The 17,082-nt window shown below is 65.6% G+C and carries 15 protein-coding genes; 7 read left to right on the plus strand and 8 right to left on the minus strand.

The window, feature by feature from the left end:
- Window positions 1-8: 8 nt before the first annotated feature.
- Window positions 9-2,318, plus strand: a complete 2,310-nt coding sequence (locus tag ACIBW7_RS37225; protein ID WP_397054800.1) for a heavy metal translocating P-type ATPase — start codon at window positions 9-11, stop codon at window positions 2,316-2,318.
- Window position 2,319: 1 nt separating this feature from the next.
- Here the strand turns inward: ACIBW7_RS37225 and ACIBW7_RS37230 are convergent, their stop codons facing one another.
- Entirely contained in the window at window positions 2,320-4,275 is a 1,956-nt protein-coding gene (locus ACIBW7_RS37230; protein ID WP_397054802.1) for a cytochrome c oxidase assembly protein, read from the minus strand.
- Between the two features lie 123 nt (window positions 4,276-4,398).
- Window positions 4,399-4,683, minus strand: a complete 285-nt coding sequence (locus tag ACIBW7_RS37235; protein WP_397054804.1) for a hypothetical protein — start codon at window positions 4,681-4,683, stop codon at window positions 4,399-4,401.
- An 836-nt stretch (window positions 4,684-5,519) separates the two neighbouring features.
- Between ACIBW7_RS37235 and ctaD the strand changes: the two genes are divergently transcribed.
- Entirely contained in the window at window positions 5,520-7,265 is a 1,746-nt protein-coding gene (gene ctaD, locus ACIBW7_RS37240) for a cytochrome c oxidase subunit I (RefSeq protein WP_397054806.1), read from the plus strand.
- A gap of 6 nt (window positions 7,266-7,271) precedes the next feature.
- On the opposite strand, the gene ACIBW7_RS37245 is transcribed toward ctaD, so the two are convergent.
- Entirely contained in the window at window positions 7,272-8,555 is a 1,284-nt protein-coding gene (locus ACIBW7_RS37245) for a glycosyltransferase 87 family protein (RefSeq protein ID WP_397054809.1), read from the minus strand.
- Between the two features lie 91 nt (window positions 8,556-8,646).
- Between ACIBW7_RS37245 and ACIBW7_RS37250 the strand changes: the two genes are divergently transcribed.
- Complete coding sequence (locus ACIBW7_RS37250; protein ID WP_397054811.1) at window positions 8,647-9,279, plus strand: TetR/AcrR family transcriptional regulator; 633 nt, start codon at window positions 8,647-8,649, stop codon at window positions 9,277-9,279.
- A gap of 1 nt (window position 9,280) precedes the next feature.
- Here the strand turns inward: ACIBW7_RS37250 and ACIBW7_RS37255 are convergent, their stop codons facing one another.
- Complete coding sequence (locus ACIBW7_RS37255) at window positions 9,281-10,429, minus strand: alpha-hydroxy-acid oxidizing protein (protein ID WP_397054813.1); 1,149 nt, start codon at window positions 10,427-10,429, stop codon at window positions 9,281-9,283.
- Between the two features lie 225 nt (window positions 10,430-10,654).
- Here ACIBW7_RS37255 and ACIBW7_RS37260 point away from each other — a divergent pair, with 225 nt between their 5' ends.
- Complete coding sequence (locus ACIBW7_RS37260) at window positions 10,655-10,885, plus strand: hypothetical protein (protein ID WP_397054815.1); 231 nt, start codon at window positions 10,655-10,657, stop codon at window positions 10,883-10,885.
- Here ACIBW7_RS37260 and ACIBW7_RS37265 read toward each other — a convergent pair.
- From ACIBW7_RS37265 to ACIBW7_RS37275, 3 genes are all read right to left on the minus strand, one after another.
- A complete protein-coding gene (locus ACIBW7_RS37265) occupies window positions 10,882-11,274 on the minus strand; it encodes a hypothetical protein (RefSeq protein WP_397054817.1) in 393 nt (130 codons plus the stop codon). The two genes, ACIBW7_RS37260 and ACIBW7_RS37265, sit on opposite strands and share 4 nt — an antisense overlap.
- 281 nt (window positions 11,275-11,555) lie before the next feature.
- Window positions 11,556-12,380 carry an amidohydrolase family protein gene (locus tag ACIBW7_RS37270; RefSeq protein ID WP_397054819.1) on the minus strand — a complete coding sequence of 275 codons (825 nt, stop codon included), beginning with the start codon at window positions 12,378-12,380 and terminating at the stop codon, window positions 11,556-11,558.
- Between the two features lie 19 nt (window positions 12,381-12,399).
- Complete coding sequence (locus ACIBW7_RS37275) at window positions 12,400-13,191, minus strand: 3-oxo-5-alpha-steroid 4-dehydrogenase (RefSeq protein WP_397054821.1); 792 nt, start codon at window positions 13,189-13,191, stop codon at window positions 12,400-12,402.
- 103 nt (window positions 13,192-13,294) lie between these two features.
- Between ACIBW7_RS37275 and ACIBW7_RS37280 the strand changes: the two genes are divergently transcribed.
- On the plus strand, window positions 13,295-14,101 hold the full coding sequence (locus tag ACIBW7_RS37280) for an SgcJ/EcaC family oxidoreductase (protein WP_397054823.1): 807 nt from the start codon (window positions 13,295-13,297) through the stop codon (window positions 14,099-14,101).
- A 46-nt stretch (window positions 14,102-14,147) separates the two neighbouring features.
- Here ACIBW7_RS37280 and ACIBW7_RS37285 read toward each other — a convergent pair whose 3' ends face one another.
- On the minus strand, window positions 14,148-15,047 hold the full coding sequence (locus tag ACIBW7_RS37285) for a sterol desaturase family protein (RefSeq protein WP_397054825.1): 900 nt from the start codon (window positions 15,045-15,047) through the stop codon (window positions 14,148-14,150).
- Window positions 15,048-15,259: 212 nt separating this feature from the next.
- Between ACIBW7_RS37285 and ACIBW7_RS37290 the strand changes: the two genes are divergently transcribed.
- Complete coding sequence (locus ACIBW7_RS37290; protein WP_397054877.1) at window positions 15,260-16,423, plus strand: sensor histidine kinase; 1,164 nt, start codon at window positions 15,260-15,262, stop codon at window positions 16,421-16,423.
- Complete coding sequence (locus ACIBW7_RS37295) at window positions 16,420-17,082, plus strand: response regulator (RefSeq protein ID WP_397054827.1); 663 nt, start codon at window positions 16,420-16,422, stop codon at window positions 17,080-17,082. The genes ACIBW7_RS37290 and ACIBW7_RS37295 overlap by 4 nt, the downstream gene beginning before the upstream one ends.

A 17,082-nucleotide genomic window follows, 5' to 3' on the forward strand; every position in this document is an offset into this window, starting at 1 on the left:
GGAATCGAATGAACACAGCGTTGCGCAGCCACTCGATGAGGGGTGGCGGTCGGGCGGCGGGTGGGCCCGATCTCGCCACCCGCTCGGCGGCTGCGACCACCCGCATTTCGCTCGCGGTATCCGGAATGACGTGTGCCGCGTGCGCGAACCGAGTGGAGCGCAAGCTCAACAAGGTCGACGGCGTACTCGCTTCGGTGAACTACGCGACCGGCGTCGCCACCGTCGATGCGGCCGAGGACATTTCGGCCGATCAGCTCTGCGCTGAGGTGGCCGCGGCCGGCTATGGCGCGGAACCGATCACCGACAGCACCGGACCCGTATCCTGCGCCCCCGAGGAGGCGGCGGTCCGGGATCTGTTCCGCCGCTTGGTCGTCGCACTAGTGCTGTTCTTCCCCCTCGCCGATCTGTCGGTGATGTTCGCGACGGTCCCGGCGACCAGGATCACCGGCTGGCAGATCATCCTGACCGTGCTGACGCTGCCCGTTGTGGTGTGGGCGGCCGCGCCATTCCATCGAAAGGCCCTGGCGGGCGCGAAGAACTTCACCGCGACCATGGACACCCTGGTATCCGTCGGCGTGACGACCGCGACGCTGTGGTCGCTGGACACCATGTTCCTGCACGCGGACCGGACCGATTTCCCGGACGGCGTTTGGGACGCGTTCTGGTCCGGCGATTCGATCTATCTCGAAGCCGCCGCGGGCGTCACCACATTCGTACTCGCCGGACGGTATTTCGAGGCGAAGGCCAAGCGTTCGGCAGGCAGCGCATTGCGGGCGCTCGCCGCGCTCGGCGCCCGCGAGGTCACGGTGCTGACCCGCGACAATCGCGAAATGCGGGTGCCCATCGGCGAACTCGTCGAGGGACAGCGGTTCGTGGTTCGCCCCGGTGAGACCATCGCCACCGACGGTCTCGTGGTTTCCGGCGAGTCGAGCGTGGACGCCAGCGCCATGACCGGCGAATCCATTCCGGTAGAGGTGACCGAGGGGACAGCGGTGATCGGCGGCACAACCGCACTCACCGGTCGGCTGATCGTGGAGGCGGCCGCGGTCGGTGCGGATACGAAGCTCTCCGGCATGATCCGATTGGTCGAGCAGGCGCAGACCGGGAAGGCGCGCATGCAACGCGTGGCCGACCGGGTCTCCTCGGTCTTCGTGCCGTTCGTCTTCGCCGTGGCGGCAGGCACTTTCACAACCTGGTGGCTACTCGGTTCCGGTGTGGACCCGGCCGCCTCGGCCGCCCTTGCGGTGCTCGTGGTCGCGTGTCCGTGCGCGCTGGGGCTGGCGATTCCAACGGCGCTGATGGTGGCCTCCGGGCGCGGTGCGCAACTGGGCATTTTCATCAAGGGACATCAGGCGCTCGAGGCCACTCGCGATGTGGACACGGTGGTGCTGGACAAGACCGGGACCGTCACCAATGGCGTGATGAGCGTCGTCGGGGTGACCGTGACGGATTCGGTGACCGAGGATGAGGTGCTGCGATGGGCGGGCGCGGTTGAGGCCGCCTCTGAACACGCCGTGGCCGCGGCCATCACCCGGCACGCGAATGCGATGCTCGACGAACTACCGGAAGTCGAATCCTTCACAGCGCTACCGGGTTTGGGTGCGCGCGGTCTGGTGGCGGGTCGCGAGGTACTGGTCAGCCGCCTGCGCCTGCTGAACGATCGCGGTATCGATGTTCCGCAGACGCTGAGTCGTGCTGTGCGCCAAGAGGAACGCGCGGGACGCACCGTGGTGCTCGTGGTGATCGACGGTGCGGCCCATGCGGTGATCGCGGTCGCCGATACCGTGAAGGACACCGCAGCCGATGCTATCGCCCGGCTGCACGCGCTCGGTCTGCGCGTCATGATGTTCACCGGTGACAATGCCTACGCCGCCCAGTCGGTCGCGGAGGAGATCGGCATCGATGAGGTTGTCGCCGAACTGCTTCCGGAGGGCAAGGTCGAACTGATCGCCCGGATGCAGGAGCAGGGGCGCCGGATCGTCATGGTCGGCGACGGCATCAATGACGGCGCTGCGCTGGCCACCGCCGACCTCGGCATGGCCATCGGGGCGGGTACCGATGTCGCGATCGCGGCCGCCGATGTCATCCTGGTCCGCGACGATCTCGCGGCCGTTGCCGACGCCATCGAACTCGCGCACGCCACCCTGCGCACCATCAAGGGAAATCTGGTGTGGGCCTTCGGTTATAACGTTGTCGCCATCCCGGTGGCCGTACTCGGCCTGCTGAATCCGTTGATCGCCGGTGCGGCCATGGCGTTCTCTTCGTTCTTCGTGGTCTCGAACAGCCTGCGGCTGCGGCGGGTTCGGTTCGCGCGCTGAATCAGCGGCGCGACTGCGCCAACTTCTCCAACATGGCGTTGTAGGCGGCGAGTTCGGAGTCTCCGTACTCGTCGTCCTTGCGATCGGTGCGCACCGCGGTGCGGCGATCCTGGGCCACCCACTGCGTCAGCAGCGCACCGACCACGAGCAGGATCGGGATTTCCCCGGAGACCCAGGCAATGCCGCCACCAACTCGCTGATCGGCCATCAGGTCCATATGCCAGGGCAATTGGAGTTGTTCGTAGAAGCGCGCACCGATGATGGTATTCATCGACATCACCGCGACGCCGAAGAAGGCGTGAAAAGGCATGATGGCGAACAACATACCGAGCCGACCCAGATGCGGCAGGCGGCGCGGACCGGGGTCGATTCCGATGATGGCCCAGTAGAAGAGATAGCCGATGATCAGGAAGTGCACGTTCATCAAGACGTGCCCCCAGTGGTAGCGGATCAGATTCTGGAACAGCGGCGTGAAGTAGAGGCCGTAGAGCGAGAGCACGAAGGCCGTGATCGCGGTGCCGGGATGGGCCAGAATCGCGGTCGGGCGGGAATGCAGAATCCACAGAACCCATTCGCGCACACCGGGAACCGCGTCCGCGGGTGCGGCGGGGACGGTGCGCAACAGCAAGGTCACCGGTGCACCGAGCACCAGCAGCACCGGCACGAACATATTGAGCGCCATATGCGTGATCATGTGCATGCTGAACATGGCGTAGCCATAGGTGCCGATGCCCGACGATGTCGAAATCAGCAGGGCCGCACAGCCACTCGTCCACGACAGCGTGCGCCATGGCGACCAGGCGTCTCCGCGCCGCCGCAGCCGCAACACCCCGGTGGCGTACAGCGCGATACCGGCGAGAGCGGCGGTGCCGAGGACGATGTCGAAGCGCCACATGGTCATCAGTCGCCAACCGTCGGCCTGCCCCGGCAGATCGAAACCGAGGAACACCTCCTGCGCGGTGAACGAGCGATCGGCGAAAGCCGGCGCCGGTTGGACGGCCATCGACACCAGTGCGGCCGTCACCACGACCGACAGTGCGCCGGTTCCTGAGATCAGTGCACTCGAATCATGTTCGACGGCAATCTTTCTCAGCATGATCCCGATGACCACGGCCGACACGACGACCGCCAGGGCGAGTCGACCGTAGCCGGTGCTGAACAGCGCCGACCACGGCAACAGGATGGCACCGAGCACCAACCCGCTGAGCGTTGCCGCGGCGAGACACAACGACCCGATGAGCACGTATCGCCGAACCGCGGTCGCTACCCGGAAACCGTTCCGCCGCACCTGCGCCGCCACACACCACGCCAGCCCCGGCAGCACCGAGACCGCCAGTTGGAAGATGATCATCGCGCCGGTGCCGAAGTCGTGACTCGGCCCCTCCCCCGCATTGCCGACCATTGCGGGTGGCAGCACCGCGATCAGCGCCAGCACAGTCGGCACGACCAGTCCGGTCCACGCCAACGTCAGCCGCGTCACCAACGCGACGACACCGGCCAGCACGGCGACCACGATCCAGGCCTTCGGCTTCTCGCCGGCATCGATCAGCGCGCCGATCGCACCCCGCTCCAGCGCGGCACTCATCGACAGCCCACCTACATTCGCCGCGCTCACCGGGATCAGGACCAGCGCCGAGACGAGCCACACCGGACTCACCCGCTCCGCCACCCGGATCCCGGCGTACCCGTCCACGTCGACGCGACCGCGCGCGGTGACAACGGTGCAGCACAGTGCGTAGATCAACGCGCCGAGGGTGAGCGCACCCGCCAGCGCGGCGACCACCCGCAGCGCGACATAGAGCAGGACATCCAGGAATCCGGGATAGGCGATGCCCGCCGACCGGTAGGGCATATCGCCGGCCGCGAGCACCGAAAGCAGTACGAGCGCACCGGCGACGAGCGCCGCAATCAGCCAGAAGAGGTGGTCGAGCGAGCGCTTGACCTGCACGTATTCCACCAATCCTCGGTACCGAACGGGCAATGGAGGTGCCAGCCCTCGCACACAGGTCGGCCGCAGCCCGAAGCTGGTTCCCGGGCCGCGGGCGATGCGACGCACCTCACATCGCGGATCCGGCAGGCGTCACAGCCGGACGGCGACGGGGTACATGGCACCGAAGGTGTCCGAGAGCGCACCGCAACCGGCGCAACGGAATCGCACGCCCATGGCGAAGAAACCGTGGATGCGGAAATAGCAGGTGTCGCACATGAGGTCGACGCCGCTGCGGTGGCAGCACGGGCGTTTGCGGATATGCCATTCGGCGCGATGTCGGCAGGGCACATTGTCGAAGCGGAAGGTGCAGCCGGGCAGTGCGTCCAGCGATTCGATGACATCTTCGAAAAACGTTGGGGCCGTTGCGGTATCCATCGGCAATGCCCTCCGTGCGGCTCGATCCGAATGCGGCGACCATGCGCGTCCCCACACCCCGAACAATCGTTAGCCAAGCGTTAGCCGTTACTCGTGATATGCAGCACACCAACGTTTGCGGCGTTCACAGCGACACCGGATCTTGTGTGCAGGTGGAGCCGAGCGTGACCGGAATGTGCTGGTAGCCACGCAAATTCGTCAATTCATGGTGCGGCGCGGCACTCACGATCCGAAGATCCGGGAACCGCTGGTACAAAGTCCGCAGGGCGATCGCGCCCTCCATCCGGGCCAGGCCGCGTGCACACTTCGGCGATCCGCACACCGGCGATCTCGGTGTCGCACAGGGCCCTTCGACTCGTCGTCGACACCGGACCGTCGAAGCGACAGCATCTCCTCGATCGCACCGGGCCGGCGTTCCGGATCGGCACGCAGCAGTTCGAGCTGGTCCGAATGCTGATGCAGCAACATCGCCCCATTGCCGATCAGATCGACGGTCCTCTCGAAACCGGCTCAGCCGGTCGACTGCGCGCGGGATTCTCCGTCTGCGGGTCCGAGGGCAACACGCCCAGCGATCAGCCTGCGGCCGAAGGAACTGTCCCGGCGTGCCGTGCAACATCGCCCATCGCATCAAGCTCTTCATGCGCTTCGACGTCACCGATCGACGTAATCCACGCTACGGCGCGCCTGACCGGCGCACATCCCACCGTGGTCGCAGCCGGACTCATACCGTGGCAGCAGACATGACGGCGGCAATGGGGCAAAGCGCGCACGTCGGAGATCGAAAAGGCGCATAATCCGGACAAGGCTGCTCGGCGATCGGAAGGTGGCGACGGCCCGTGAGTACCACTACTCAACTCGAGGTAGTTCGGCCCTATCCGCAGCGGGTCGGGCCGAAGGGCTCCTATTTCTGGAAAATGATCACGACCACCGATCCGAAGGTGCTCGGGGTCATGTATCTGACCACCGCGATGACATTCTTCTTCATCGGTGGTCTCATCGCGCTGCTGATGCGCGGTGAGCTGGCCCGCCCAGGTATGCAGTTCCTGTCGACCGAACAGTTCAACCAGCTGTTCACCATGCACGGCACGATCATGCTGCTGTTCTATGCGACGCCGATCCTGTTCGGCTTCGCCAACTGCGTGCTGCCGCTGCAGATCGGTGCGCCGGATGTGGCCTTCCCCCGACTCAACGCCTTCAGTTACTGGCTGTACCTGTTCGGCGCGACCATCGCCACGGCGGGCTTCGTCACGCCCGGCGGCGCCGCCGACTTCGGCTGGACCGGTTACACCCCGCTGAGCACCATCGAGCACGCACCGGGAGCCGGCGCGGATCTGTGGATCATGGGTTTGGCGGTCTCCGGTGTCGGCACCATCCTCGGCGGCGTCAATATGATCACCACGGTGATCTGCCTGCGGGCCCCCGGGATGACCATGTTCCGAATGCCGATATTCACCTGGAATATCCTGGTCACCAGCATCCTGATCCTGCTCGCCTTCCCGATTCTGACCGCCGCGCTGATGGCGCTGGCCTACGACCGGCACCTCGGCGGGCATATCTACGATCCGGCCACTGGCGGCATCCTGCTGTGGCAGCACGTGTTCTGGTTCTTCGGCCATCCCGAGGTTTATATCGTCGCGCTGCCGTTCTTCGGGATCGTCACCGAGATCTTCCCGGTCTTCAGCCGCAAGCCGCTATTCGGTTACACCACACTGGTTTACGCGACGCTGTCCATAGGCGCGCTGTCGATCGCGGTGTGGGCGCACCACATGTACGCCACCGGCGCCGTGCTGCTGCCGTACTTCTCGTTCATGACCTTCCTGATCGCCGTCCCGACCGGGGTGAAGTTCTTCAACTGGATCGGCACCATGTGGCGCGGCCAGCTGACCTTCGAGACACCGATGCTGTTCTCGGTCGGCTTCCTGGTGACGTTCCTGTTCGGTGGTCTGTCCGGCGTCATCCTGGCCAGCCCGCCGCTGGACTTCCACGTGACCGACTCGTACTTCGTAGTCGCGCACTTCCATTACGTGCTCTTCGGCACCATCGTGTTCGCGACGTTCGCGGGCATCTATTTCTGGTTCCCGAAGATGACCGGCCGACTGCTCGACGAACGCCTCGGCAAGTGGCACTTCTGGACCACACTCGTCGGCTTCCACCTGACCTTCCTGGTGCAGCACTGGCTGGGTGCCGAAGGCATGCCGCGCCGCTACGCCGACTATCTGCCCGGCGACGGATTCACCGCGCTGAACACCGTTTCCACCATCGGCGCCTTCGTCCTCGGTGCGTCGATGCTGCCGTTCATCTGGAACGTGTTCAAGAGCTACCGCTACGGCGAAGTGGTCACCGTCGACGATCCGTGGGGTTACGGCAACTCGCTGGAGTGGGCCACCACCTGCCCGCCGCCGCGGCACAACTTCTACGAACTGCCCCGAATCCGGTCCGAGCGACCTGCATTCGAGCTGCACTACCCGCATATGGTCGACCGCATGCGCTCCGAATTGCACGTCGGCTGGGGTTCGGGCGCCAAACACGCCGCGGCGGTCGCGGAACAGCACACGGCGGAGGCTCCCGCGTCGGAGTCCTGACGCTGGTTACCGCATCGCAGCTTCCGGTAGGTCACGTGCCGATCGTCGCAGCTGAACAGCGGCGGCACCGAACAATGCGAGCGTGAGCCAGATGTATCCGTTGTGGACGAATGTCGCGACGTGGCTTCCCGCGGGATAGTCGTAAATGCTGCTCATCGTGGGGTCGAAGAAAGCGATCACGCCCCCCGATGCGACCGCCACGGCGATAAGAAGACCGATCGACGCGACCACGCCGCGCCCACGCAAGGTCAGATCGGCCAAGTAGACCAGCAGGGGTGCGAGCCAGACCCAGTGATGGACCCAGCTGTACGGGGACACCGCGGTGGTGGTCAGTCCGACCAGTACCACCGCGGGTAGTTCGTATCCGGTCAGCGACAGCCGACGTGCCAGGTACAGGCAGGCCGCCGCGACGGCGAAAGCGCCTGCCAGCCAGAGCAATTGGTGCACACCATCGACGCCGATGGTCCGCGCGAGCAGGCCGCGCAGAGATTCGTTGCGTGGATTCTCCGGCACACCGACCCGCTTGGGGTCGGCGAATGCGCCGCTCCAGAAGGTCAGCGAATCCTTGGGCATGGCCGCGAGACCGATCAGAACGGTCGCCACGAATGCACCGATGGCCGTCCCAGCGGCCCGATACCTGCGGGTGACCAGCAGATAGACCACAAAGAAGGCGGGGGTGAGCTTGATGCCCGCCGCAATCCCGGTCAGCACGCCCTTCCAGCGCGACGTATCCGGCAGTGCCATGTCGGCGATGACCAGCAACAGCAGGAAGATATTGATCTGACCGAAGGCCATGGTCTCGCGCACCGGCTCGCACCACATCAGCAGTCCGGCGATCGGCACGCCCAGCAGCACCAGCCGCAGATCGCGCCGATAGCCGAGCATCGACAGCGCCGCCCACACCGACGCGGTCAACATGGCGAAGTTGCCGAACGCGCCGACGTAGGTGAACACGTCACCGTGCAGATCGACCAGCGGCACGAACAGCAGCGCGGCGAATGGTGTGTAGACGAACTCCCAGACACCGCGGGTGTGGCCCAGCAGGGGCGTGTCGTAGATGGAGGCGCCGTCGACCACCCGGTGCCCGGCGATCTGATAGACGCTCAGATCCATCAGGTGCATCATCACCTGCATCGTTTCGCGCACCTGGTGGATGTAGTACACACCGGCGACCGTCCCGAGGACCGAGATCACCCAGAACGCGGCGGTGGGGATGGTGCGGCGTTCGGGCTCGGTCGGTGCCGCGGTCGGCGCCGCCGCATTCTCGATCGTCGATACAGGCACGCTCATCTCCCAGCGATCGGGTCCGGATTCGCCGCCCCACGGTAGTGGCACTCCGCGTGCGGCGCACACCGCTCGGCAAGACCGGTACTGTCCTCGGATGACTGCTGGCGGCTCATCGCGGATGTACGACGGACGGCCCGTCGCCGACCGCCGTGCGCAGCGGCGAGAGCAGTTTCTGGCCGCCGCGGTCACGGTATTCGGGGAGAGCGGGTATCAGAACAGTTCGATTACCGCGCTGTGCCGGACAGCCGGACTGGCGCGCAGCCAGTTCTATGAGCATTTCGAGAACCGCGAGGATCTGTTGATCGCGGTTTACGACCGGATCCAGACCGAGGCCAGGCAGGCGGTCACCGCCGCGACGGACGCGGCGGCGACATCTGGTGATGCGGTCGGTCTGGCGCAGGCGGCGGTGCGGGCCTATGCGGAGTCGATCGGGCGGGACCCGCGCGTAGCCCGGATCGCGCATGTGGAGGTCGTCGGGGTCGGTGAGCGGGTCGAGCAGCGCAGGATGGAGCAGCGGGCGCTGTGGATGGACTTCCTCGAGGACCAGATGCGGCAGGCGCTCGGACCCGATTTCGTGCCACCCGGTGGGTTTCACACCGCCGTGACCGGATATTTCGGCGCACTGCTCGCCCTGGTACACCAGTGGAGCACCGGCGACGAGCAGACCGACCTCGCCGGGATCACCGAGGTACTGACCCGATTCCTGATCAGCCTGATGACACCGTGATTCAGCGCCTCGGCCGGATATTCTCGCGCACCGCCGCGATATCCGGATAGCCGTTGACCGCCATGAGCAGATCGGCCTCCGCCAGAATCATCCGCAGCACGTGCACCAGACCCGAAACCCCGCCCAGCGCAAGGCCGTACACGTACGGGCGGCCGATGCCGACCATCGTCGCCCCCAGGCCGAGCGCCTTGATGACGTCGCTGCCCGAGCGCACACCGGAATCGAACAGCACCGGCACCCGGTCGGCGACGGCTTCGACCACCCCGGGCAGCGTCTCCAGCGAACTCAGACCGCCATTGGCTTGGCGCCCACCGTGATTCGAGCAGAAGATGCCGTCGACGCCCGCATCGATCGCGCGGCGCGCGTCCTCGGGATGGGAGATGCCCTTGAGGACGATCGGCAGTTCGGTCAGCGATCGGAGCCACTCGAGGTCGTCCCAGGTGAGCGAATTTCCGAAGGTCTGCACCCAGTGCAGCACGATGGACTGCGGATCGTCCGAACCGACCATCTTCTGGAAAACAGGATCGGAGGTGTAGTTCTTCAGCACGTGCCCGCGCAGCTGCGGAAAGTTCCCGATCGACAGATCACGCGGCCGCCAGCCCGGAACCCAGCTGTCCAAGGTGACCGCTATGCCGCGATATCCGGCCGCCTCGGCCCGGCTCACCAGACTCGCGGCCAGGTCGCGATTCTTCGGCGTATACAGCTGGAAGAAGCTCGGCGTCGCACCGGCGTGATCGATGACATCCTCCAGCGGATCCTCCATGAGCGTCGAGAAGACCGCGGGCACACCGGATTTCGCCGCCGCCTCGGCGACCGCGATATCGCCGTGCTTATCGCCGACCAAGCCGATCACGCCGACCGGGGACATGAAGATCGGGCTGGCAAAGGTGAGCCCCCAGGCGTGCACCGACAGGTCACGCTCCGTCGCACCGACGAGCATCCGCGGGACCACACCCCAGTCCTCGAAGGCCTCGACATTGCGCCGCTGGGTCAGCTCGTCACCGGCTCCGCCCGCGATATAGGAGTACAGCGTTGCGGGCAGTGCAGCCGAGGCCTTCGCCTCGAGCGTCGCGTAGTCCATCGGGAACTCCGGCGCGTGCCCACCGAGCGCCGCGAAGTAGATCTCGTTCTGATAGTCCGCGAACGCCACTGTTCTGCCCTTCGTAGGGTCGATCGGAGGGGTAGTCTCCGCTTGCCGGAATATTAGACGCTAATGTCCATGATCAACCGCGAAACATTCGACCACGGCACAGCGAAGGGATCTGTGCGATGTGTGTCACAGTGCCGGGGTGTTCGAACCGGATGACCTGCGCATCGAGGTCCGATGGCCGTACCTGCATAGCGCGAGTAACCGCGGGAGCGACGGGTAATCCGGATGCAGCTGACAGATTGTGAGAACCGCGCCGTGAATCTCGACTACCTCGATAGACCTGGTGACCACGACCTTCTGGTGGCTGATCAGATCAAGAGCCCGCCACTACGCCGCCTGGTACAGCTGGCGCTCGGACTATCCACCGAGTCCATGGACCTGCTCACGGCACTCACCGACCGACTACGGACCGCGGAGGGCGCGCTGGCCGACCCGGCCACCAGCGGCGAGTTCTAGACCGGTTCCGCGAGCTTCCGCCCGCCCGCTCGCCACAGCCAGCGCCAGCGCGGCAGCTCCGCGATCACCGTGAGCACCGCCAGCACACTGACGAGGACGGCGAGCCAGACCGGCCAGGCCAGCCAGGAGGCGATGACCGCCGCGACAAGTTGCAGCACTACCAGCGCGATGGTGCCCCACCCCGGCACAGCGACGAGCACCTGTTTCTTGTCACCGGGCGTGGCGAACACGGTCGGCAGCCCGATCAGGACAACCACCGAAAGCACAGCTAGCACAACCGAATTCCCGGCCAGCGCCCATGGTGTCGCGATCCAGGCGATGAGCTCGGTCGCAAAACGCAGTACCGACGCAATCCGGCCCTGACCTATGAGATTCGGCGATTCAGACACGGACGCCAGCGTGCCATGCACTGTGTCCCGATGCTTGGTGAAGCCCCGGGCCGAAGGGGATGGTCCGGGGCTTCACTGGAGAGTATCGCCCGACCCGGTCGCCGGGTTAACCGCGCGCAACGGTGTGTCACCGGGACCCCACCCTCTACCTCAGCGCTACCCCGCTGGGCTCGACAGTGGAATTCAGCTCACCATCCTTCACCGACATACCGATCGCATAGCCTGTGCGCATCACGCCAGGCCCATAGCTTGTGCGAGGTGGATATGCGACCGCCGCAGTGCTAGTCGGACTCGGCAAGGCCGAAGATGCGGGTGGCGTTGCCGGAGAGGAACAGGTCGCGGCATTCGTCGTCCAGGCCGAGGTCGTCGAGGCCTGCAAGCGCGCGCTGCGGCGGGATCATCGGGTAGTTGGTGCCGAAGAGGACCTTGCCGCGGCCGTGCGACTTCAGGTACGTCACCAGCTCTGGCGGGTATCTGCGCACCGTGTAGGCGGAGGTGTCGATGTAGACGTTCGGGTATTTCGTCGCCATCGCGATCATTTCGGTGGTCCACGGATAGCCGATGTGCCCGCCGACGATGACAAGTTCGGGGAACTCCAGTGCGACATCGTCGAGATATGGAATCGGCCGGCCGGTTTCGGAGGTACGCAGCGGGCCGGTGTGCCCGACCTGCGTACAGAACGGGATGCCGAGGTCGACGCATTCGGCATAGAGCGGGTAGTAGCGCCGGTCGTTCGGCGGCAGTCCCCACAGCCACGGCACGATCCGCAGCGCCTTCATACCGAGCTCGGTGACCGCACGACGGAGTTCGCGCACCGCGACCATCGGCTTGCGCAGATCCACCGATGCGACGCCGACCAAGCGCCCACCGGATTCCGCGACGAATCCGGCCACCTCGTCGTTGGAGATCAGCACGCCCTCCGGCCCATACCAGGCGCTGATCAATGCGGTATCGACACCGCCCGCGTCCATGGCGGCGAGCGTCGTCGAGACCGGCGGCGGCTGGTCCGGGATGGTGTCGCCGGTCCAGCGACGCAGCGAGTCCAGCATTTCGTGCTGGAGCAGCCGTACCGTCGGATGCTGGGCCCACGCATCGATGATCGCCATCACGTCACTGTATGACGCCTCAGATAACGAAGGGAATCAATGCCTTTCGATCGGCCGGATAGTCGGCGAACTTCTCGCGATACCACTTGTGCGTCGCGAATGCGCGCGGCACCAGATTCCCCGCAGTGATCAAGAAGATCACCACACCCGCCAGGGACCAGGTGAGCAGGGCGAACCCGGCCCAGGCGATCAGCTCGGCGAGATACGCGGGGCTGCTGACGAAGCGGAAGCCCGCGCCGTGCGGGATGCGGTATTCGGTGGCACCCGGATTGTCTTTATCGCGCAGATTGCGCACGATCGACTCGGAGCTGACCAGCAGCGCGAAGCCGCCGAGGTAGATGACCAGACCGGTCAGGAAGCGCGGATCGATCAGCCAGTCGGTGCCGTATTGGTGCAGGTAGTCGTGGCTGAAGAGGGCGCCGTTGAGGTAGCCGTGCAGCGCTGTGACGAACATGCCCGCGGCGATCACCGAGACATTGAAGCTGCTGCGCTTGCCCGGGACCTGTCGGATCGACAGCGGGAAGAACCAGCCGCGGTTGCCGTAGTGCAGCAGCCAGATGGCCGCGAGCACCAGCGCTGTCGGCTCGAAGCGGTCGGGGCCGGTTAGATAGAACACCGCGAAGACAACCGTCGCGGGAATCTCCATCAACCACCAGCCGAGCTTGGGATTGAGGTTGAAGCCCATCTTGGTGGTGCCGAAACGGCCATAGGGACTCTGTGCGAAAAGGCCACCGATCAGCACGAATGCCGCGAAGGCGAAGCCGATCGTCAGCACCGTGTCGTAGGCGGTGTTGCCGGTATACCAGTCCATAGGCGTCCTTGTCGAGCAGGGCGCCGAGCACTTCTTACCGAACCCCCGGCGCCGAAATTAGAACATGTTCTACCATGTGACGCAGTAGCTAGGAGGAATTGTCATGCCGCTGGATTCGACAGCCGAAGACCTGATCGCGGCCGTCCAGGCGTCACCGCGTGCGGTGGCGGCACACGACAAGGCGGCCTGGGTCGACCTGTTCACCGCCGATGCCACCGTCAATGATCCGGTCGGTTCCCGCCCGCATATCGGCCGCGCGGCGATCGAACGGTTCTACGACACCTTCATCGGCCCCAACACCATCGCCTTCCGGGTCGACCACGACTTCGTCGGCCCGTCCACCGTGGTCCGCGACCTACTGATCCGCACCACCATGTCGACCGGCGCCACCGTCGCGGTACCCATGCACCTACGCTACGACCTCGTCGAGGAAGACGGCGTGTGGAAGATCACCGGGCTGGCCGCTCATTGGGAGTTGGCCGCGATGATCGTGCAGTTACTGCGCACCGGACTGCCCGGACTCGGTGCGGCGCTGAAATTGGGTCCGCAGCTGATCGCGAATCAGGGCTTCGACGGCATGCTCGGCATGATGCAGGCGCTGCGCGGTATCGGCCGATCGGGCAAACGCGCTGCCGCCCAGGTGTTCTCGGCCGCGGCGGCCACGGATATCTCGCGCGTCCGTCGCCTGCTCAGCGAGCGCACGGTTATCGAACTTCCGGCCGGAACCCGGATTTCGCTGGAGGAGTTCACCAATCGGGCTCGGAATATGCAGTGGTACAAGCTGATCGCCGCCGGACGCACGGTGAGCGCCAGCGTCCGGCTGGACTCGGCCCAAGGTGTCGCCTTCGTCGACTTCGCCCCTGACAGTCGCCGAATCACCGCTATCCGCATATTCATTCACCCGATCTAGCGGTGGTCCGCGGCGACGGTAAGCCGCCGCGGCCATCGCGACGAAGCTATGCGGCGATCGATCCCTCGCGTGCCGGTTCGGGTACGACCTCATCGGTCTGCGCCGCTTCGGACCAACCGGGCGGCCCGAAGATGTAACCGAGCCGCCCACGCCACGTATTCGCATGGCGCACATCGCTGATCAGCGCACCGAGCTCGTGATAGTTGACCTTCAGCGGGTTGTCGGTGCCGATGTTCTTGGTGAGGCCGTAGCGGATAGGTTCGCTCTCCGCGGCGAAGCTGCCGAAAAGCCGGTCCCAGATGATGAGGACGCCGCCGTAGTTCTTATCGATATACGGCTGGTTCGAACCGTGATGGATACGGTGGTGAGCCGGGGTGTTGAACAAGAACTCGATCGGGCGCGGCAGGGTCCGGATGCGCTGGGTGTGGATCGGAAACTGATAGAGCAGCCCGATGGTCTGCAGCAGGAAGATCATCCACGCGGGCAGGCCGATCAAAGCCGCTGGGACCCAGGCGAATCCGCGCACGATGGTGGCCGCCGGATGCACCCACGGCAGGCGGATGGCGGTGGACAGATTGAAGTACTGACTGGAGTGGTGGACGCTGTGCGAGGTCCACAGCAGCCGCACCCGATGGTCGGCGCGGTGGGCCCAGTAGTAGCAGAAGTCGGTGACCACCAGCCCGAGCACCCACACCCACCACGCGGTCGGCGACAGGTGCAGCGGAGTGATCGCGGCCGCGGCCACCACCGCCGAGAACGGAATCAGATACTGCAGCACCGGCTTCAGGAATCGGCCGAGCAGATAGGTTGCGACGTTGGAGGCCATATCCCGTCCGGAATGACCGTTGGCCGGACGATCCGGATCGCGGCGATAGTCGATCCACTCCACGAACATGAGTACGGCGAACGCCGGTAAGGCGTAGATGAATAACTGCGCACCGATCACGATGACTCCTCCGCTCTGCTGCTCCACCACGTTACGGGCGCTGGCCTGGGCAAACATCGCGCTGACGAGGGATTCGCGATCCCCCGGGCGGGGGATGCGCCGCGGCCGGCGCCCGGGCAGAGTTCGGTCCGAGGAATACGGGCGAACGCTGGGTAGGATCGCCCGCGGACGGCTCGACCCGGACTGCGCGAAGGTGGTGCGAACTGTTGGATGTGAGCAGATCGCTGGCCCGCCAATCGCTGGTGGTCGCTGGGGCGGCGGCTGCGGTCGATGCCGCGATGTTGACGTTGAACGGGATCTTCGCGGTGGCCCCGTGGCAGGCCACCGCGGTGCTGATCGCCATCGTCGCGGCCGATCTCGCACTGGCCGCGCCGCCGCGCACCGCCGGTGCCGTGGCCTTGATCCAGGTGGCGCTGCGACTGGCCGAGGCCCTGATGCTGCACCGGCACGGCTTCGCGGCACGCTTCGCCGATGTCGGATTCCTGGTGGCGGGATATCGGGCGGGCGCCTGGATGGTCGGTCCGAAATCGGTGCTGACCGTCACCGCGATGTCCGCGGGCTTCGCGAGCGCGCATCTGCTGATCAGCAGCAATACCTCGCACGATTGGCGGCTGCTGCTGGCGTCGACGGTATCGGTCGGTGTGGTGCCGTGGCTGGTCGGCCGATATACGGCAGCGCGCGGCGCGTATATCGCCGACCTCGAGCAGCAGGCCAAATTGCGCGAACAGGACAAGCGGACCGCACTCGCCCGTGCCGTCGCCGAGGAACGCGCCGCCATTGCCAGGGATCTGCACGATGTGATCTCCCATCATGTCAGTGCCATCGGCATCCACGCCGGTGCGGCCCGAATCGCCATGGCCGACACCGGGAATGCCGCCGCCACTCGATCGCTGACCGCGGTGGAATCGAGTAGCCGCGCGGCCATGGTCGACCTGCGCCGCCAGCTCGATCTGCTACACGGGCGCGAGGAGGACGGCCAGCGACAGCCCGGACTCGCCGATATCGAGGATCTGCTGGAGCGGGTACGCGCGGCCGGTCTGGCCATTGAATTCACCGTGCGCGGTGCGGCCGTCGAGCTGCCGGATTCGCTGAATCTGACGCTGTATCGCATCGTGCAGGAGATGCTGACCAATGCGCTGCGCCACGGCGACGGCGCGCACGCACAGCTGATCGTGGACTATCAGCCGAACCGGGTGGTGCTGGAGTCGATCAATCCGCTCGCCGACACCGCCGTAGTGGGCGATACAACGGAGCACCGTGGCCTCGGCGGTATTCGCCAACGCGCCGAATTATTCGGCGGCGAACTGCGATTCGGTCCGGACGAGGCGCAAAACGATTGGCACACCAGGGTTTCCCTGCCGATCGGAGGTTCGTGAACGCACCGGTCCGCGTATTGATCGCCGACGACCACAGCATGTTCCGTTCCGGACTGCGCGCGGTCGTCGACAGTCAGACCGATCTCGAATGCGTCGCCGAGGTCGGCGACGGCCGCAGCGCCATCACCGAAACCACGCGGCTGCGCCCGGATGTTGCGATTCTGGATGTGCGCATGCCGAAGCTGGACGGACTTGCGGCAACCGCGGCGATTGTCGCGGCGGGCGGCACCCGTGTCCTCGTACTCACCACCTACGACAGCGATGCCAACCTCTATCGCGCACTGCAGGCGGGGGCCAGCGGGTTCCTACTGAAAAGCCTGCCGCCGGAGGAACTGGTGGCCGCCATCCGGATCGCGGCCCGCGGTGACGCCCTGATCGATCCGTCGATGACTCGACGGTTGATCTCGCGGTTCGCGGGCACGCTCGCCCCGCCCGACACCCCGCCCGAGGTGGCACAACTCACCGCGCGCGAGCGAGAAGTTCTGCTGCTCTTGGCCGATGCGCGCAGCAATGCCGAAATCGCCGCGGCACTCGGCGTCGGCGAAGAAACGGTCAAAACACACGTATCCCGAGTACTCGCGAAACTCGGTGTGCGCGACCGCATTCACGCTGTCGTCTACGCACACAAGCACGGTCTCGTCCCTCCGCACGGCGGCTAG

It is taken from the genome of Nocardia sp. NPDC049526, from assembly GCF_044465765.1.
Classification (GTDB): Bacteria; Actinomycetota; Actinomycetes; order Mycobacteriales; family Mycobacteriaceae; genus Nocardia.